Annotated in this window: 10 protein-coding genes, 2 tRNA genes and 3 rRNA genes; 12 read left to right on the top strand and 3 right to left on the bottom strand. The window is 61.7% G+C overall.

Going from position 1 to position 19,312, the window contains the following annotated elements; translation table 11 throughout:
• Nucleotides 1-132 precede the first annotated feature (132 nt).
• The 4 genes from ACZZ0O_RS05200 to bphP all read left to right on the top strand — a co-directional run bounded on the left by ACZZ0O_RS05200 (nucleotide 133) and on the right by bphP (nucleotide 5,617).
• Nucleotides 133-1,053 (top strand): IS110 family RNA-guided transposase, encoded by a 921-nt coding sequence (locus ACZZ0O_RS05200; RefSeq protein WP_463590158.1) that lies wholly within the window; start codon nucleotides 133-135, stop codon nucleotides 1,051-1,053.
• 704 nt (nucleotides 1,054-1,757) lie between these two features.
• Nucleotides 1,758-3,023, top strand: a complete 1,266-nt coding sequence (locus ACZZ0O_RS05195) for a TCR/Tet family MFS transporter (RefSeq protein WP_055852348.1) — start codon at nucleotides 1,758-1,760, stop codon at nucleotides 3,021-3,023.
• 99 nt (nucleotides 3,024-3,122) lie between these two features.
• Nucleotides 3,123-3,716 (top strand): biliverdin-producing heme oxygenase, encoded by a 594-nt coding sequence (locus ACZZ0O_RS05190; protein ID WP_055852343.1) that lies wholly within the window; start codon nucleotides 3,123-3,125, stop codon nucleotides 3,714-3,716.
• Nucleotides 3,713-5,617: a bacteriophytochrome BphP gene (gene bphP, locus ACZZ0O_RS05185; protein ID WP_463590157.1), complete on the top strand. Its 1,905-nt coding sequence runs from the start codon at nucleotides 3,713-3,715 to the stop codon at nucleotides 5,615-5,617. Before ACZZ0O_RS05190 ends, bphP begins: the two co-directional genes overlap by 4 nt.
• A 220-nt stretch (nucleotides 5,618-5,837) precedes the next feature.
• On the opposite strand, the gene ACZZ0O_RS05180 is transcribed toward bphP, so the two are convergent.
• Nucleotides 5,838-7,013: a benzoate/H(+) symporter BenE family transporter gene (locus ACZZ0O_RS05180; RefSeq protein WP_463590156.1), complete on the bottom strand. Its 1,176-nt coding sequence runs from the start codon at nucleotides 7,011-7,013 to the stop codon at nucleotides 5,838-5,840.
• Nucleotides 7,014-7,748: 735 nt separating this feature from the next.
• On the opposite strand from ACZZ0O_RS05180, the gene ACZZ0O_RS05175 reads away from it, so the two are divergent.
• The 5 genes from ACZZ0O_RS05175 to rrf all read left to right on the top strand — a co-directional run bounded on the left by ACZZ0O_RS05175 (nucleotide 7,749) and on the right by rrf (nucleotide 12,954).
• Nucleotides 7,749-9,295: ribosomal RNA gene (locus ACZZ0O_RS05175) — 16S ribosomal RNA — on the top strand.
• Nucleotides 9,296-9,389: 94 nt separating this feature from the next.
• Nucleotides 9,390-9,465 (top strand) — tRNA-Ala (locus ACZZ0O_RS05170).
• Between the two features lie 19 nt (nucleotides 9,466-9,484).
• A tRNA-Ile gene (locus ACZZ0O_RS05165) sits at nucleotides 9,485-9,561 on the top strand.
• A 228-nt stretch (nucleotides 9,562-9,789) separates the two neighbouring features.
• Nucleotides 9,790-12,670 (top strand): 23S ribosomal RNA (locus ACZZ0O_RS05160).
• A gap of 169 nt (nucleotides 12,671-12,839) precedes the next feature.
• Nucleotides 12,840-12,954, top strand: a 5S ribosomal RNA gene (rrf, locus tag ACZZ0O_RS05155).
• The 16S, 23S and 5S rRNA genes sit together here with 2 tRNA genes alongside, the layout of an rRNA operon.
• A gap of 431 nt (nucleotides 12,955-13,385) precedes the next feature.
• Here the strand turns inward: rrf and ACZZ0O_RS05150 are convergent.
• Complete coding sequence (locus ACZZ0O_RS05150) at nucleotides 13,386-13,520, bottom strand: hypothetical protein (protein WP_463602896.1); 135 nt, start codon at nucleotides 13,518-13,520, stop codon at nucleotides 13,386-13,388.
• Here ACZZ0O_RS05150 and mutM point away from each other — a divergent pair.
• From mutM to ACZZ0O_RS05135, 3 genes are all read left to right on the top strand, one after another.
• Nucleotides 13,479-14,264, top strand: coding sequence for a bifunctional DNA-formamidopyrimidine glycosylase/DNA-(apurinic or apyrimidinic site) lyase (gene mutM, locus ACZZ0O_RS05145; RefSeq protein WP_463602891.1), 786 nt, complete (start codon nucleotides 13,479-13,481; stop codon nucleotides 14,262-14,264). The genes ACZZ0O_RS05150 and mutM overlap by 42 nt on opposite strands.
• A gap of 196 nt (nucleotides 14,265-14,460) precedes the next feature.
• The gene (locus tag ACZZ0O_RS05140) at nucleotides 14,461-15,564 is read left to right on the top strand and encodes a DUF4380 domain-containing protein (protein ID WP_463592395.1); all 1,104 of its coding nucleotides are present in this window, start codon (nucleotides 14,461-14,463) and stop codon (nucleotides 15,562-15,564) included.
• Between the two features lie 69 nt (nucleotides 15,565-15,633).
• On the top strand, nucleotides 15,634-17,235 hold the full coding sequence (locus ACZZ0O_RS05135; RefSeq protein ID WP_055854750.1) for an OpgD/OpgG family glucan biosynthesis protein: 1,602 nt from the start codon (nucleotides 15,634-15,636) through the stop codon (nucleotides 17,233-17,235).
• 587 nt (nucleotides 17,236-17,822) lie between these two features.
• Here the strand turns inward: ACZZ0O_RS05135 and ACZZ0O_RS05130 are convergent.
• A complete protein-coding gene (locus tag ACZZ0O_RS05130) occupies nucleotides 17,823-19,067 on the bottom strand; it encodes a GAF domain-containing sensor histidine kinase (RefSeq protein WP_115514365.1) in 1,245 nt (414 codons plus the stop codon).
• Nucleotides 19,068-19,312 lie beyond the last annotated feature (245 nt).

Genomic DNA, 19,312 nt, shown 5'->3' with positions numbered 1-19,312 from the left:
CGCGGGAGAGCGAGGTCGCCCCGCCGGAATCTCCTTGCAAACGCCCGAACAGTTGCTCGAGTAGGCGCTCGTAATGCTAAGGCTGGGCCGCACAGGAGAACTCTCGACCCTTCGAGCATAGCGGAGTTGTCCATGAGCGAGAGTGTCGGAATCGATGTCAGCAAGCGGTGGCTGGATGTGCAGGTGCACGGCCAACGCGACGGGCGGCGGTTTGCCAACAGCGTGTCGGGCCTGCAGCAGATGTGCACCTGGCTGGGGCCGGCGCACCTGCATCAAGTGGTGGTGGAGGCGACCGGCGGCTATGAGCAGCTGGCGTTGGAGAGCTTGTATGCGGCTGGGATGCCGGTGGCGCGTGTCAATTCTCGGCAGGCACGGGACTTTGCCAAGGCCACCGGTCAGCTGGCAAAGACGGATCGACTGGATGCACGCGTGCTGGCGCAGATGGCCGCGCTGTTGCCGCTGACGCGCTACCAGCCGGTAGAAGGCTGGCGCGCGCAGCTGCGCGCCTACCAGCAGCGCCGCACGCAGGTGGTGGCGATGGTGCAGCAGGAACGGCAGCGCCAGTCCCACCTGACCGACGCTTGGCTGTGCAGCCAGGCGCAGAGCAGCCTGCGGCACTTGCAGCAGCAGCTTGCCGAGCTGGACAAGCGTATTGCGCAGCAAGTGGGCGCGCGCGCCGAGCTGGCGGTGCTGAGCCAGGTCAAAGGCGTCGGCCCGGTGCTGTTGGCGAGCCTGGCGGCGCAGCTACCGGAACTGGGCAAACTCACCGGCAAGGCGATCGCCAAGCTGGTCGGGGTGGCGCCGCTTGCCCGAGATAGTGGCACGATGCGCGGCGCCCGCTGCATCTGGGGCGGGCGGGCTTGCGTGCGCCAGGTGCTGTACATGGCGACCCTGACGGCAGTGCGTTTCAACGAATCACTGCGCGCGTTTTACCAGCGGCTACGCGCGCAAGGCAAAGCGAGCAAGGTGGCGCTGGTGGCGGCCATGCGCAAACTGCTGGTGATCCTCAACGCAAAGCTACGAGATCAATTAGCGGCTGGCGCCGCCAGTTGATCAAGACAGTTGCTCTCCCGGCGGGAGAGGGGCTTGAGCATGGCGCCATGCGTCCGAGAGACATCCAAGCCGCATCGCACGACCCACTCCCTTCTCCCACCGGGAGAAGGTGCCCGCAGTGCGGATGAGGGTACGGTTTCAGCAAGAACTCCAGCCGGGACCCACCCGCACCTCAACTTCTCCAAGCGCAGGCAGACGAGAGACCTCCAAGCCGCATCGCACGACCCGCTCCCTTCTCCCACCGGGAGAAGGTGCCCGCAGGGCGAATGCGGGTACGGTTCCAGCAAGGTCTCCAGCCGGACCCACCCGTACCTCAACTTCTCCAAGCGCAGGCAGACGAGAGACCTCCAAGCCGCATCGCACGACCCACTCCCTTCTCCCACCGGGAGAAGGTGCCCGCAGGGCGGATGAGGGTACGGTGTCAGCAAGAACTCCCAGCCGAACGCACCCGCACGTCCGGCGCTGCTCCTAGCTAAAAAATCAGCTGACATCGCCTTTCAGACACCAAGTCGCTCAGCCCGCTCGCACAAGCCCCACCAAACCCAAGCGATCTCCACAGAGCGATTGCACCAATCTCCTGCGGCCGAGCCCAATCCAGCCGCTCGCACCGCTTAAGCCTAGTCCCCCACACCTGGTCACGCGCCCAGAGCCGATCCGAGCCAATCCGCAGCTACACTTCCCGCCTCGCCATCCTGGGCCGCGCGATGTCTCTCTCCGCCGATTCCGCTCCAGCCCCGGGGCGCCGCCGCGCCGCGTTGATCTTCATCTTCATCACCGTGCTGATCGACGTGCTGTCCTTCGGCGTGATCATTCCGGTGCTGCCAGATCTGGTGCGGCATTTCACCGGTGGCGATTACGTGGTGGCCGCCGGCTGGATTGGCTGGTTCGGCTTCCTGTTCGCCTCCATCCAGTTCGTCTGCTCGCCGCTGCAAGGCGCCTTGTCCGACCGCTTCGGCCGTCGCCCGGTCATCCTGCTGTCGTGCCTGGGCCTGGGGCTGGATTTCATCCTGATGGCCATCGCCCACAGCTTGCCGATGCTGCTGTTGGCACGGGTGATCTCGGGCATCTGCTCGGCCAGTTTTTCCACGGCCAATGCCTACATCGCCGACGTCACACCCGCCGACAAACGTGCCGGCGCGTTCGGCATGCTCGGCGCCGCGTTCGGTATTGGCTTTGTCGCCGGCCCGTTGATCGGCGGTTGGCTGGGTGGCATCGGCTTGCGCTGGCCGTTCTGGTTTGCCGCAGGCCTGGCGCTGTTGAACGTGTTGTACGGCTGGTTCGTGCTGCCCGAATCGCTGCCGCCCGAGCGCCGTACCGCACGCCTGGAGTGGTCGCATGCCAACCCGCTGGGCGCACTCAAGTTGCTACGCCGCTACCCGCAGGTGTTCGGCCTGGCCTCGGTGGTGTTTCTGGCCAACCTGGCGCATTACGTCTATCCCAGCATCTTCGTGCTGTTCGCCGGCTACCAGTACCACTGGGGTCCGCGCGAAGTGAGCTGGGTGCTGGCCGGGGTCGGGGTGTGCAGCATCATCGTCAACGCGCTGCTGGTCGGCCGGATCGTGCGCTGGCTGGGCGAACGTCGCGCCTTGTTGTTGGGCCTGGGCTGCGGGGTGGTGGGTTTCGTCATCTACGGGCTGGCCGACAGTGGTGCGGCCTTCCTGATCGGCGTGCCGATCAGCGCCTTCTGGGCGATCGCTGCGCCAGCCGCGCAAGCCTTGATCACCCGCGAAGTCGGCGCCGATGCGCAGGGTCGCGTGCAGGGCGCCCTGACCGGATTGATCAGCCTGGCCGGTATCGCCGGGCCGTTGTTGTTCGCCAACGTGTTTGCCTGGTTCATCGGCAGTGGCGCGCCACTGCATCTGCCCGGCGCGCCGTGGTTGCTGGCCGGTGTGCTACTCGCCGCCGGGTGGGTGATGGCATGGAAGCGCGCCGGGCGGGGCGGTGGCATCGCTCCGGCAGCGCAGGGCTGATGCCAACGTATTCATCCGGCACTCGCGTCCGCTTTATCTGATTTGCGCAGGCGCTGCTAGGCTGGTGCACTCCGTGCCGCGGCACCGCCTCGATTGCTTATGTGTCCTGACACCCTGGCTGTTCCGCCATCGGCCGCGCACGTGCTGCGGCACGCCACCCAGGACACCCATCGCCTGGTCGAAGCGGTGCCGCTGATGCAGGCCCTGGGGCAGGGACAGGTCGATCGCGCCAGCTATGCGCAGATCCTGCGTCGCCACCACGCCTTGCTGGCCGGCTTCGAAACGCATCTGGGCGATTGGCTCAGCACCCTGGTCGGCAACGGCTGGCACTATCGCCGCCGCGTGCCGGCCTTGCGTGCCGACCTGCGGGCGCTCGATCAACCACTGGATCTGCCGATCGCACTGCCCGCTGCGCGCACCGATGCCACGCGCTGGGGCATGTTGTATGTGGTCGAAGGCTCGCAGCTTGGCGGCCGGGTCATTGCGCGCGGTCTACGCAAGCACCAGCCCGGCCTGGCCGATGCGCTGCAGTATTTCGAACTGGCCGACGAAGACCCCGCCGGTTGGCGCCGCTTCCAGGCGGTCCTCGATCAGCGCCTGGATTCCCCTCACACGCAGGCTGCCGCCATCGCTGGTGCGCAGGCCATGTTTGCCCACTTCCACACTTGCCTCGCTGCGGAGCCGTGCCCGTGAATCAGCCCACCGAACCCCTGGATATGGATGTTTGCGCGCGCGAGCCGATCCACATCCCCGGCTTGATCCAGCCTTATGGCGTGTTGCTGGTGATCGAACCGGCCGACGGCCGCATCGTGCAGGCCAGCACCACCGCAGCCGACCTGCTCGGCGTGCCGATGGACGCCTTGCTCGGCATGCCTTACGCCCAGGTGCTGGAGCTGCCCGACGCGCAGCCCTTCGCGGTGGACGATCAACCGCAACACCTGTTGCATGCCGAGGTGCGCTTCCCCAGGCGCGCTGCGCCCACTGATCACCCCTGGGTGGCCGCCTGGCATCTGTATCCCGAGCAGTGGCTGATCGAAATCGAGCCGCGCGACGCGCGCCTGATCGACGTCACCCTGCGCGAAGCGCTGCCGCTGTTGCGCAGCATCGAGCGCGATCCCGGCATCGCCGAAGCCGCGGTGCGGGCGGCCAAGGGCCTGCGCAGCATGATCGGCTTCGACCGGGTGATGATTTACCGCTTCGACGAGGAGTGGAACGGCGACGTGATCGCCGAGGCACGCCAACCCGATCTGGAGGCCTACCTCGGCCTGCATTACCCGGCCACCGATATCCCCGCCCAAGCGCGCGCGCTGTACCTGCGCAACCGCGTCCGCCAGATCGCCGATGTCGGCTACCGGCCATCGCCGATCGAGCCCACCCTGCATCCGCGCCTGGGCACCCCGGTGGATCTGAGCGACGTCAGCCTGCGTAGCGTTTCGCCGGTGCATCTGGAATATCTGGCCAACATGGGCGTGACCGCCACCCTGGTCTCCTCGATCGTGGTCAACGACGTGTTGTGGGGGCTGATCGCCTGCCATCACTACAGCCCGCACTTCACCAGTCACGCCATGCGCGATGCCACCGATGCGGTCACCCGCGCGCTAGCCGGACGCATCGGCGCCTTGCAGGCGGTGTCGCGCGCGCATCTGGAATCGGTGCTGCTCACCGTGCGCGAAAAGTTGATCACCGACTTCAACGCCGCCGACCACATGACCGTGGAGCTGCTCGCCGACATGGCGCCGGATCTGATGGACGTGGTGGATGCCGACGGAGTGGCGATCTTCCATGGCAACGAGATCAGCCGTCACGGCAGTACGCCCGATGCCGCCGCGCTCCGGCGTATCCGCAACCACATCGAATCCGAGCACCACGAGGCGCTGCGCGAGGACGCCCTCGGCGCCCTGCATGTGGATGCCATCGGCGAGGTGTTCCCGGAGCTGGCCGATCTCGCGCCACTGGCAGCCGGTTTCATCTTCGTGCCGCTGATGCCGCAATCGCGCAGCGCGCTGCTATGGACACGCCGCGAACAGGTGCAGCAGGTCAAATGGGCCGGCAACCCGCAGTTGGCCAAGTTGCCGGATATCCCCAACTCACGGCTGTCGCCCCGCAAGAGCTTCGATCTCTGGCAGGAAACCGTGAGCGGCCGCGCGCGGCGCTGGTCGCCGCTGCACCTGGAGTCGGCACGCAGCCTGCGCGTGTTGATCGAACTGATGGAGCGCAAGCGCTTCCAGCAGGATTTCACTTTGCTGGAAGCCTCGCTGTCGCGTCTGCGCGACGGCGTGGCCATTATCGAGCGGGGCGCCAGCAGCGCCCCGCACCGGCTGATCTTCGCCAACCCCGCATTCGCCGACCTCAGCCAGGCCGAGGTTGCCGAGCTGATCGGTTGCGACATTCTGACCCTGGTGGCCAACGATGCCGCCAGGTCCAAGGTCGAACTGCTCGAGGACGCCCTGCGCCTGGGCCGTGCCGCCTACGTCACCCTGCCGCTGCGCGCCCACGATGGCTCGCCCATCTATCGCCAATTCCATCTCGAACCGCTGCCCAGCCCCAGCGGCGTCATCGCCCACTGGCTGCTGCAGCTTCGCGATCCGGAATAAGTGCCGCCCGACGCATTGACGTCGAGTGGCGGTTGCAGCCGGCCGCTGCTGCCGCATCCATCGCGTCGGGCAGCCTCACCAGCGACCCGGGCAACGATGCGCCCCTTCGGCGTCTTGAGTCAGTGCGTATCGATCAGTGGTACCGCTCAAAGCCTGAGGCAACACACCAAAGGACATCGAGCCCCGGCAGCGCTGCCAGCGCTGAGCTGCAATCGCCGCGTCAAGCGCGCGGCCGCAACAGCAACAGGGTGACGGTCCCGGCCACCAGCCCCCAGAACGACGCACCGATCCCGCCCAAGGTCAGCCCGGAGGCCGTCACCAGGAAGGTGACCAATGCCGCCTCGCGTTCGCTGTCTTCGCGCAAGGCTGCCGCCAGGCTGTTGCCGATGGTGCCCAGCAGCGCGATTCCGGCAATCGCCATCACCAGCTCGCGCGGGAACGCCGCAAAGACCGCCGCCACGGTCGCCCCGAACAAGCCGATCACCACATACAACACGCCCGCGCTCACCGCGGCGGTATAGCGCCGGGCAGGGTCCTCATGCGCCTCGCGGCCCATGCAGATCGCCGCGGTGATCGCGGCCAGGTTCAAGGCGTAGCCGCCGAACGGCGCCAGCAACGTATTGACCACACCGATCCAGCCGATCGTCGGCGAGATCGGCACCGTGTAGCCGGACGCGCGGATCACCGCCACGCCGGGCACGTTCTGCGAGGCCATCGTCACGACGAACAGTGGAATCGCCAGCCCGACCACCGCCGCCCACGACAGCGACGGCACCACCAGCACCGGATAGGCCAGCTCCAGCTGCACGCTATTCCAATGCATCAGCCCACCGCCCGCCGCAATCGCAATGCCCACCAGTAAGGTCGCAATCACCGCATAGCGCGCAAACCAGCGCCGGCCAACCAGATAGGTGGCCAGCATCGCGATTGCCAGGACCCGCTGGCTCTGCATCGCCACGAACAGATCCAGTCCAAAGCGCAGCAGCACCCCGGCCAACATGCCGGACGCCAGGGACACCGGCATGCGCTTGATCGCCCGCTCGAACAACCCGGAGAACCCGGCCACCAGCCCAAGCACCGCCGCAACCACGAACGCACCGACCGCCTCGCGCAACGGAACCCCTGCGGCACTGCCGATCAGCATCGCCGCACCCGGCGTCGACCAGGCCGTCACCACCGGCACGCGGTAGCGCAGCGACAACCCGATGCACGTCACGCCCATGCCGATGCCAAGCGCCCACATCCACGATGCGATCTGCGCCTGGTCCGCGCCCAGATGTCGCGCCGCCTCGAAGACGATTACCGCGGAACTGGCAAATCCCACCAGTACGGTGACAAAGCCTGCGGCAATCGCTGACAGGGATAGATCGCGGAACAGGTTGCGGGCTGGCGGCATCGTATGGCTCCTCCGGGCCCTGCATTCTTACCGAGCCGACCAGTCAGCGGTACCGAAGCGTGGAGCGCACCAATCTATATAGAGGTGACCATGGAGCGCGCTGGTGTCCTTGCCGTGTTGGAGCCTGCCTAAGAAATTCGGCGCATTGTCATGCCCGTGTCAAAAAGTGCTTGCACTTCTGCACAGGCTCGATAAACTGCGCGACCTCGCTCAGGACGGCGGCGCTTCTTCAAGCACCGCAACAACGAACGGGGCGAATCGGAAACACCGAAAGGTGTTGACGAAACGGAAAAGCCGGCTATGATGGGCGGCTCGCTACACGGAAAGACGCTACGGCGGATTGAGGTGCAGCGGCGACAACTTCCTCTTCACGAGGGGTTGACGGAGATGAAAAGCCTGCTAATATGGCCGGCTCGCTTCGCAGAAAACCTTCGGGTTGAAACGAAGCAGCGTCAACCACCTCGGAAACAAGGTGTTGACGGCAAGAAAAAGTCCGCTATAATGGGCGGCTCGCTTCGACGGAAACGACGAAGCTGACGGGAACGGCGCTGAGGCCACTTCCCAATGTTCTTTGACAGTGTGCGCAGGTAATTTGTGCGGACGCCTGCAGGAAGGATGATTGTCCATCTTGCAGACGTTTAATCAAAAAGCAACATATTAATTGCTTTGCAAGCGATAAGTTGTCAGTGGTTGAACTTCTGCAGCTAAAGTAATTTGTCTTCGGACATGTAATTTTAAGTGAAGAGTTTGATCCTGGCTCAGAGTGAACGCTGGCGGCAGGCCTAACACATGCAAGTCGAACGGCAGCACAGTAAGAGCTTGCTCTTATGGGTGGCGAGTGGCGGACGGGTGAGGAATACATCGGAATCTACTCTTTCGTGGGGGATAACGTAGGGAAACTTACGCTAATACCGCATACGACCTACGGGTGAAAGCGGAGGACCTTCGGGCTTCGCGCGATTGAATGAGCCGATGTCGGATTAGCTAGTTGGCGGGGTAAAGGCCCACCAAGGCGACGATCCGTAGCTGGTCTGAGAGGATGATCAGCCACACTGGAACTGAGACACGGTCCAGACTCCTACGGGAGGCAGCAGTGGGGAATATTGGACAATGGGCGCAAGCCTGATCCAGCCATGCCGCGTGGGTGAAGAAGGCCTTCGGGTTGTAAAGCCCTTTTGTTGGGAAAGAAAAGCAGTCGGTTAATACCCGATTGTTCTGACGGTACCCAAAGAATAAGCACCGGCTAACTTCGTGCCAGCAGCCGCGGTAATACGAAGGGTGCAAGCGTTACTCGGAATTACTGGGCGTAAAGCGTGCGTAGGTGGTGGTTTAAGTCTGTTGTGAAAGCCCTGGGCTCAACCTGGGAATTGCAGTGGATACTGGGTCACTAGAGTGTGGTAGAGGGTAGCGGAATTCCCGGTGTAGCAGTGAAATGCGTAGAGATCGGGAGGAACATCCGTGGCGAAGGCGGCTACCTGGACCAACACTGACACTGAGGCACGAAAGCGTGGGGAGCAAACAGGATTAGATACCCTGGTAGTCCACGCCCTAAACGATGCGAACTGGATGTTGGGTGCAATTTGGCACGCAGTATCGAAGCTAACGCGTTAAGTTCGCCGCCTGGGGAGTACGGTCGCAAGACTGAAACTCAAAGGAATTGACGGGGGCCCGCACAAGCGGTGGAGTATGTGGTTTAATTCGATGCAACGCGAAGAACCTTACCTGGTCTTGACATCCACGGAACTTTCCAGAGATGGATTGGTGCCTTCGGGAACCGTGAGACAGGTGCTGCATGGCTGTCGTCAGCTCGTGTCGTGAGATGTTGGGTTAAGTCCCGCAACGAGCGCAACCCTTGTCCTTAGTTGCCAGCACGTAATGGTGGGAACTCTAAGGAGACCGCCGGTGACAAACCGGAGGAAGGTGGGGATGACGTCAAGTCATCATGGCCCTTACGACCAGGGCTACACACGTACTACAATGGTAGGGACAGAGGGCTGCAAACCCGCGAGGGCAAGCCAATCCCAGAAACCCTATCTCAGTCCGGATTGGAGTCTGCAACTCGACTCCATGAAGTCGGAATCGCTAGTAATCGCAGATCAGCATTGCTGCGGTGAATACGTTCCCGGGCCTTGTACACACCGCCCGTCACACCATGGGAGTTTGTTGCACCAGAAGCAGGTAGCTTAACCTTCGGGAGGGCGCTTGCCACGGTGTGGCCGATGACTGGGGTGAAGTCGTAACAAGGTAGCCGTATCGGAAGGTGCGGCTGGATCACCTCCTTTTGAGCATGACGTCATTCGTCCTGTCGGGCGTCCTCACAAATTACCTGCATTCAGAGATTCATACCGGCACAGGTCGGTATGCGAAGTCCCTTTTGGGGCCTTAGCTCAGCTGGGAGAGCACCTGCTTTGCAAGCAGGGGGTCGTCGGTTCGATCCCGACAGGCTCCACCATATTGAGTGAAAAGACTTCGGGTCTGTAGCTCAGGTGGTTAGAGCGCACCCCTGATAAGGGTGAGGTCGGTAGTTCGAGTCTACCCAGACCCACCACTCTGAATGTAGTGCACACTTAAGAATTTATATGGATCAGCGTTGAGGCTGATACATGTTCTTTTATAACTTGTGACGTAGCGAGCGTTTGAGATATCTATCTAAACGTGTCGTTGAGGCTAAGGCGGGGACTTCGAGTCCCTAAGTAATTGAGTCGTATGTTCGCGTTGGTGGCTTTGTACCCCACACAACACGTACATATAGCTCCGAGGCAACTTGGGGTTATATGGTCAAGCGAATAAGCGCACACGGTGGATGCCTAGGCGGTCAGAGGCGATGAAGGACGTGGTAGCCTGCGAAAAGTGTCGGGGAGCTGGCAACAAGCTTTGATCCGGCAATATCCGAATGGGGAAACCCACTGCTTCGGCAGTATCCTGCAGTGAATTCATAGCTGCTGGAAGCGAACCCGGTGAACTGAAATATCTAAGTAACCGGAGGAAAAGAAATCAACCGAGATTCCCTAAGTAGTGACGAGCGAACGGGGAACAGCCCTTAAGCTGGAATGGCTTTAGAAAAACAATCTGGAAAGATTGGCCATAGAAGGTGATAGCCCTGTATTTAAAAGGGCCACTCCAGTGAAGACGAGTAGGGCGGGGCACGTGAAACCCTGTCTGAATATGGGGGGACCATCCTCCAAGGCTAAATACTCCTGACCGACCGATAGTGAACCAGTACCGTGAGGGAAAGGCGAAAAGAACCCCGGAGAGGGGAGTGAAATAGATCCTGAAACCGTGTGCGTACAAGCAGTAGGAGCTCGCAAGAGTGACTGCGTACCTTTTGTATAATGGGTCAGCGACTTACTGTTCGTGGCAAGCTTAACCGTATAGGGGAGGCGAAGGGAAACCGAGTCTGATAAGGGCGCATAGTCGCGGGCAGTAGACCCGAAACCGGGTGATCTAGTCATGGCCAGGGTGAAGGTGCCGTAACAGGTACTGGAGGCCCGAACCCACGTCTGTTGCAAAAGACGGGGATGAGCTGTGATTAGGAGTGAAAAGCTAATCGAACCCGGAGATAGCTGGTTCTCCTCGAAAGCTATTTAGGTAGCGCCTCGGACGAATACTACTGGGGGTAGAGCACTGTTATGGCTAGGGGGTCATCGCGACTTACCAAACCATTGCAAACTCCGAATACCAGTACGTACTATCCGGGAGACACACGGCGGGTGCTAACGTCCGTCGTGAAAAGGGAAACAACCCAGACCCACAGCTAAGGTCCCAAATTCACTGCTAAGTGGAAAACGATGTGGAAAGGCACAGACAGCCAGGAGGTTGGCTTAGAAGCAGCCACCCTTTAAAGAAAGCGTAATAGCTCACTGGTCGAGTCGGTCTGCGCGGAAGATTTAACGGGGCTAAGCAGTGAACCGAAGCTTGGGGTGCATAAAACTTGTTTTATGCGCGGTAGAGGAGCGTTCCGTAAGCCTGCGAAGGTGGATTGAGAAGTCTGCTGGAGGTATCGGAAGTGCGAATGCTGACATGAGTAACGATAATGCGGGTGAAAAGCCCGCACGCCGAAAGCCCAAGGTTTCCTTGCGCAACGTTAATCGACGCAGGGTTAGTCGGTCCCTAAGGCGAGGGCGAAAGCCGTAGTCGATGGGAAGCAGGTTAATATTCCTGCACCTCGCGTGAGTGCGATGGAGGGACGGAGAAGGTTAGGTGTACCGGGCGTTGGTTGTCCCGGGGAAAGGCGGTAGGTTTGAATCTTTGGCAAATCCGGGATTCTTTAAGACCGAGCACCGAGACGAGCCTTTATGGCGAAGTCACTGATACCACGCTTCCAGGAAAAGCTCCTAAGCTTCAGCTCACGAAGACCGTACCGTAAACCGACACAGGTGGGTAGGATGAGAATTCTCAGGCGCTTGAGAGAACTCGGGTGAAGGAACTAGGCAACATGGCACCGTAACTTCGGGAGAAGGTGCACCCTTTTTGGTGGCTCATGCGAGCTATAGCTGAAGAGGGTCGCAGAAACCAGGCCGCTGCGACTGTTTATCAAAAACACAGCACTCTGCAAACACGAAAGTGGACGTATAGGGTGTGACGCCTGCCCGGTGCTGGAAGGTTAATTGATGGGGTCAGCCGCAAGGCGAAGCTCTTGATCGAAGCCCCAGTAAACGGCGGCCGTAACTATAACGGTCCTAAGGTAGCGAAATTCCTTGTCGGGTAAGTTCCGACCTGCACGAATGGCGTAACGACAGCGGCGCTGTCTCCACCCGAGACTCAGTGAAATTGAAATCGCTGTGAAGATGCAGCGTTCCCGTGGCAAGACGGAAAGACCCCGTGAACCTTTACTATAGCTTTACACTGAACGTTGAGTTCGTCTGTGTAGGATAGGTGGGAGGCTATGAAACTGTGGCGCTAGCTGCAGTGGAGCCATCCTTGAAATACCACCCTGTCGTGCTTGACGTTCTAACCTAGATCCGTTATCCGGATCAGGGACCGTGTATGGTGGGTAGTTTGACTGGGGCGGTCTCCTCCTAAAGAGTAACGGAGGAGCACGAAGGTACGCTCAGCGCGGTCGGACATCGCGCACTGTGTGCAAAGGCATAAGCGTGCTTGACTGCAAGATCGACGGATCAAGCAGGTACGAAAGTAGGTCTTAGTGATCCGGTGGTTCTGTATGGAAGGGCCATCGCTCAACGGATAAAAGGTACTCCGGGGATAACAGGCTGATACCGCCCAAGAGTTCATATCGACGGCGGTGTTTGGCACCTCGATGTCGGCTCATCACATCCTGGGGCTGTAGTCGGTCCCAAGGGTATGGCTGTTCGCCATTTAAAGTGGTACGCGAGCTGGGTTCAGAACGTCGTGAGACAGTTCGGTCCCTATCTGCCATGGGCGTTGGAAGTTTGAGAGGGGCTGCTCCTAGTACGAGAGGACCGGAGTGGACGAACCTCTGGTGTTCCGGTTGTCACGCCAGTGGCATTGCCGGGTAGCTATGTTCGGAAGCGATAACCGCTGAAAGCATCTAAGCGGGAAGCGCGCCTCAAGATGAGACTTCCCGGGGCACAAGCCCCCTAAAGGAACCATATAGACTATGTGGTTGATAGGTCAGGTGTGTAAGTACAGCAATGTATTGAGCTAACTGATACTAATGATCCGTGCGGCTTGACCATATAACCTCAAGTTGCCTTGGTCCCAACGAACGTTGGTAGATCCGCAAACGCAAGCTACGTCACAAGTTAACTATGCGAGACGAGCGCCGTAGGCGCTTCAACGCAAACGCTTGCACCCATGTGCATCCGTTTGCCACGAAGCTCCGACTGGCGACACTCCAACCGTCTCCCTGGTGAAATTAGCGCTGTGGAACCACCCGATCCCATCCCGAACTCGGAAGTGAAACGCAGCTGCGCCGATGGTAGTGTGGCTCAAGCCATGCGAGAGTAGGTCATCGCCAGGGGCTTTACCCGAAACCCTCAGTCCAACTGGACTGAGGGTTTCTTTTTGCCTGGTCGTTAGGAAAAACCCCGCAATCCACCCATACCCGCACCGGGCTGCGTGCCTCGTCAACCCTCGCCTGTGCTCCTGGAGACCGCTATCTGGTAGCTAGCTGATCGCCGCTCGATTGCTTTTCTGCATGCTGACCTCCAGCCGCACGCGACCTGCAAATAGATGAGGTACCGCCCGTGAGGTGCCTCCCGCGCTGCACGGGGGGCGACTCATGCCAGCGGAAGGTGCCGCTGTCGCCGCGAACATGCCGGCGAGCGTGCTCGGCATAAGCTGGACGACGACGCACACCACATGCGTCGCTCATAAACTCTCGCTCGCAAACCCTCGGCTGCTCCTGCAGACCGCTATCCGGTGACTGGCCGACCGCCGCTTGATTGCTTTTCAGCATGCCAACCTCCATATCGTGCCGTGCCGGTGCATGACCGGCTGTTGCTGGATGCGCTGATGCCGGAATTGCCTGAAGTCGAAACTGCGGTGCGCGGCCTTGCGCCGCATCTGGTTGGGCAGCGCATCCATGGGGTGATCCTGCGTCGGCCAGATCTGCGTTGGCCCATTGCCGAGCAGATCGAGCGCTTGCTTCCTGGAGCTACCATCACGCAGGTCCGTCGACGTGCCAAGTATCTATTGATGGATACCGATGCCGGCGGGAGTGCGTTGCTGCATCTGGGCATGTCCGGGAGCTTGCGTGTATTGCCTGGCGATACGCTGCCGCGCGCACATGATCATGTGGATATCAGCCTGCAGAACGGGCGTGTGCTGCGCTTCAACGACCCGCGACGGTTTGGTTGCCTGCTGTGGCAATCTGATACGCAGGTGCATGAGCTGCTCGCTGCGCTAGGTCCGGAGCCATTATCTGAGGCATTTACTGGCGATTATCTCTATGCGCTATCGCGCGGTCGTCGCGCTGCAGTCAAAACCTTTCTGATGGATCAAGCGGTGGTTGTCGGCGTAGGAAATATCTATGCCGCTGAGAGCCTGCATCGTGCGGGAATCAGCCCATTGCGCGAAGCTGGAAAGGTATCGCTCGATCGATACCGGCATCTGGCTACTGCGGTGAAGGATATTCTGGGATACGCGATCCAGCGCGGCGGCACGACATTGCGCGACTTCATCAGCCCGGACGGGGCGCCTGGCTATTTCGAGCAGGAACTGACGGTCTACGGCCGCGAGGGTGAGCCCTGCAAACAGTGCGGAAGGGCATTGAAACACGCAACGATTGGACAACGCGCGACGGTGTGGTGCAGCAGTTGCCAGCGTTGAGGTATGGCAGCACCTTTTAAGCAGTTCCTGCTGCCTCCAGGATCAGATGGATCTTCGCGATCGATGTGCAGCCTCAACGGATAAGCAGCCGGCCGGGCGATCAATGGGTCCACCTTCGCAGTAACAAGATGCAAACGGCTAGTTTCCACACGTGCACCACGCCACAATCGATACGTCCTGCATTTGGAACTGCGTTATGCCCATGTCACGGCCTCTTTTCATTCCCTTGGTGGCTGGCGGGGCACTGGCGCTATTGCTTCCTGGCAAGGCACATGCGGATGAGTCCGCGAAAGCTGGCCTCGCGCCAATAGAACGTATCCAGTTGCGCAACGATGCAGTGGAGCTGAGCGTCACGCCAGCATTCGGTGGCCGTGTGCTGTCCTTCAGCCTGCGCGGGCACCCTAGTGTGTTGAAGATCGGAGCAGCAGTGGATCGCCAGCCTGCGCCTACGGTGTCTGCCAGCGCAGGCGATGTTCCGTATCTCGGTCACGATGTGTGGGTGGGGCCGCAGAGTCAGTGGTGGTTGCATCAGCAGGTCAACCTTGAGCGCAAGGCTGCCGCCGCGGTGTGGCCGCCGGATCCGTATCTCTCGTTGGCCAGTACGCGGGCCGTTGTACGTGGACCGACCGAGGTGACCCTGCAGGGCGTGCCCAGCCCGGTGACGGGCGTGCAACTGAGCAAGCGCATCGCCCTGTCTACAGCGCGCGCCGACACGGTGGACGTGCAAGCCACGGCGCGCAATATCCGCAAGGATGCGATCGCCTGGGATCTGTGGTTCAACACCCGGGTTGCGGCGAGTACGCGGGTCTTCGTACCGGTGGCCGATGCCGGCGATATTCGGGTGCAACCGCCGAGCGAGCCAGGCACGGTGCCGCCCGTGTTCGGTCACCATGCGGGTGTTCTGGCGTTGCGTGCAGACGTACGCGATGACGGCATGGTCCAGCGCGGCAAGGTGTTGCTGCAGCCATCGGCGGGCTGGATGGCCGGCTTTGCCGGCGCGCAGGTGCTGGTGATCCGCTTTGTACATCAGCCGTTGGCCGCGATCCATCCGGAACAAGGACAGGTGGAGCTGTACCTGGATGCCCCGCCGCTGCATCCCGAGCAGGGCTTGCTGGAAATGGAGGTGCATGCACCGTATCGCCAGCTCGCACCAGGTGCGCAGATGCAGGCGCAGGAGCAGTGGACGTTGCTGCAGTACAGCGGGCCGGACGAGGTGCAGGCGCAGCGGCGCTTCCTGTGCAGCAAGGCGACAGAGCTGGCTTTGGACAATGCGTGCGACGCCGCAGCCGCGGCGCCTTGACGCACGCACGCGCGTCCACGCCGGGCTTGTGGCTATGATGTCGCCCAATTCCCGATCAGATCGATGCGCATGCAACGACGCCACTTCCTGAAGAATGCCGCTGCCGCCTTGGCCGCGCTCGGTTTACCGGCATTGCCGCAGTGGGCGTTGGCTGCCAAGGCCGTGGGGCTGCGTCGGCTCGGGCAGCCGCAACCGTTCGACTATGCGTGGCTCAAGGGGCAGGCGCGTGCGCTGGCCAAGGCGCCATACAAAAGCCACAAGCAAGTGTTGCCGGGGCCGCTGGAAGCGTTGAACTGGGATCAGTATCAGTCGATCCGCTATCGGCAGGACCACGCGTTGTGGGCCGACGGCAATGGCAAGTTTCAGGCGAAGTTCTTCCACCTGGGGCTGTACTTCCATACCCCCGTGCACATCTACGACATCGTGGATGGCAAGGCCCAGCAGCTGGCCTACGACCCGGCTGCGTTCGATTACGGCAGCAGTGGGCTAGGCGGCAAGCAGTTGCCGAAGGATCTGGGGTTTGCCGGCTTCCGGCTCAACACGCGCAAGGACACCGATCGCGACTTTTCGGCGTTTCTGGGCGCGAGCTATTTCCGTGCGGTGGGCAAGGAAGGCCAGTACGGGCAGTCGGCGCGCGGGCTGGCAATCGATACCGGCACCGGTGGACCGGAAGAGTTTCCGGACTTCATCGCCTACTACCTGGAGCAGCCGGCCGACGACTCCGACACCGTGGTGGTCTACGGCCTGCTGGATTCGCCCAGTGTCGCCGGCGCCTACCGCTTTGCCATCACCAACGGCGACGTGCTGGTGATGGATATCGACAGCGCGCTGTACCCGCGCAAGGCCATCGAACGGCTCGGCATCGGCCCGTGCACCAGCATGTACCAGGTCGGCGAAAACGACAGCCGGATGGATTGGGACTGGCGCCCGGAGATCCACGATACCGATGGTCTGGCGATGTGGACCGGCGGTGGCGAATGGATCTGGCGGCCGCTGTGCAACCCGCCGCATCTGCGCTTCAACATGTTTGTCGATGAAAACCCACGTGGGTTCGGACTGTTGCAGCGCGACCGCAATTTCGACCATTACCAGGACGACGGCGTGTTCTACGAGAAGCGCCCGTGCCTGTGGGTGGAACCGAAGAGCGGTTGGGGCAAGGGCTCGGTGCAGTTGGTCGAGATCCCGACCGTGGACGAGACCTTCGACAACATCGTGGCGTTCTGGAACCCGCAGGCCAAGCCGCAGCCGGGACAGGAGCTGTTGATGGGCTACCGGTTGTATTGGGGCGCCCAACCGCCGGCCAGTTCGCATTTGGCGCATTGCGTGGCCACCCGCACCGGATTGGGCGGCATCGTCGGGCAGAAGCGCAGCCATTTTTCCTGGCGCTTTGCGGTGGACTTTGCCGGCGGCGACTTGCCTGGGTTGGTGAAGGATGCCAAGACCAAGGTCGAAGCGGTGATCCAGGTGTCGCGCGGTACCACCGAGATTGTCTCGGCGCGGCCGTTGCATGAGCTCAAGGGCTATCGGGCCATGTTTGACCTGGTGCCGCCGGATGACAGCATGCAGCAGATCGATATCCGCCTGTACCTGCGCGCCAATGGCAAGCCGCTGACCGAAACCTGGCTCTATCAATGGACGCCGCCGCCAGTGAGCGAGCGCAAGATCTATTGAGTGTGTGGCGGTGCGCACGGGTGCGCATCGCGCGGCTTCGTCTGCAAAGCGACGTCTTTGTAGAGCGATCCTGGGCGATCAAAGCTAGAAGCGAGAATGCTGCAGTGATCTCGGCGTGGTGGGTAAATCGCCGACATGCGTGCATCGATCGCAACGACGGCAGACCGTCGCTCTCCCAGTCATGCGTACGTGTTGCGCGGCGTAGGCGAACAATGTCTGCGCCTGCCGCACATCTCGCCGATCAGGCCTGGCTGACATCAGCGGCCGACGTGCGATTTCGGGCATGCCGTGTCCGCCAATGCACCCATGCACGCCGCGTCCTTACGTGTTGTGCGGCGTAGGCGGGCAATGCCTGCGCCTGCCGTACATCTCGCCGATCAAGCCTGTGCTGACACCAGCGACCGACATGCAATTTCGTACATGCTGCGTCCGCCAATGCACCCACGCACGTCGCGTCCTGGAGTGATCGCCGCACGAAAACGTGCGTGTCGCCAAAAGCGCCTATCCGTGGACGCGCTTCCGGAGCGCAACCGCACTGCTGCAGGACGCGATCGCCGCGGTGGGGCGGTATCGCCGGTTTTAAGCACTCAGGCCGAGGTGGTGCCGCTGACCAGGTGCATGCGCGCACGTGGTCGTGCGCAGGCCAGCTCTACGCGGAAGCAGGTGCCGTTCTTGCCGCTGGTGATGCGCAGCTCGCCCTGATGCGCCTGTGCGATCTGCGCGGCCATGTGCAGGCCCAGATCCACTTCCGGCACGGGGCGGCCGGCGGTGTGTACGTGGGTGGAGGCGTGCAGCACATCCAGCCGGCGTGGATCGATGCCATCCAGATTGCAGACCTCGATGCGCAGGCGGCCCTGTTCGGTGACCGCGACCGCCTTGATCAGCGAACTCTGCTGCCCCTGCACCACCGCATTGATCATCATGCTGCCGAACATCTGCGCCAGACGCACCGCATCGCCATGCACGGGTTCGTCGATGGCCACGTGCGTGGACAGCACCTGATTGGGATAGGCGGCGCGGGTTTCGTCGACGACCTGCGACAGCGCATCGAGCAGGTCGCTGCCGCTGCCGTAATCCAGCTGCAGCCAGTCGCGCTCGATGCCGCGCGCGAAATCGGAGGCGAAATCGATCAGTTCTTCCATGCGCTGCAGGCTGCGCTGCAGGCAGCGGATGGCGCCGCCCTGGCGCTGGTTGAGTGGGTCGATGGCGAGCATGTCCACCACCGCATGCATGGACTGCAGCGGGTTGCGCAGGTCGTGCCCGAGGATGCCGATGAACTCTTCGCGCAACCGCGCCGAGGCACCGGCGCGGCCCAGTTCGCTGCGTGCGCGCCGCGATTCCTGCGCGCTCTCTTCGGCGCGCTGTTCGGCCTGGATCTGCGCGGCCAGCAGCTGTGCGAGCAGCTCGACCTTCTCCACCAACTGCTGGTCCATGACCCGCGGTAACGGGTCCAGCGCGCACAAGGTGCCGAACACGCTGCCATCGTCGAAACGGATCGGCACCGAGACGTAGCTTTCGAAGCCATACAATCGCGGCGATGGGTGGTCGCGATAGACCGGGTCGTCGGAGGCATGCCCGAACCACACCGCGTTGCCCTTCACCCGCACGCTGTCGCAGAAGGTGGTGGCCAGCGGCAGCTCGTCGCCCGGCATCAGACCGAAAGACAACTCGTCGCGCACCTGGCAGGTGATCCAGCGCGCCTCGGTTACCCGCGCGACGGCGGCAAAGCCCATGCCGGTGAGGCGGGTCAGGATGTTCAGCACATCGGGGACCGACGATAGCCGGCCAACACGCGCGATATCGGCGCGTAACTCGGGAGGAAGCGTACCCATGTGTGCCTCCCGACAAGTGGATGATCGCCAGTTTACAGGACTGCAGTTGGGCCTGGTGACGTGCCAAGCCACTGCAATCGGTGTCAACGATACGCCTTGTCGGCCGGTGCCGGCGATGCCGCTGCGAATGCATGCCTGCATAGGTTTAGCGATGCGTTCGCAGCGTATAGCTTGGCGCCAATGCGCGCTGGCGATCAGGGATGCCGCCACAGATGGTGGCGGCGCTACCGCAGCTGCCCAACGGC

It is taken from the genome of Xanthomonas sp. AC360 (assembly GCF_979258225.1).
Note: the sequence above shows the minus strand (reverse complement) of the source record. Positions and strands in the feature narration are given on the sequence as shown.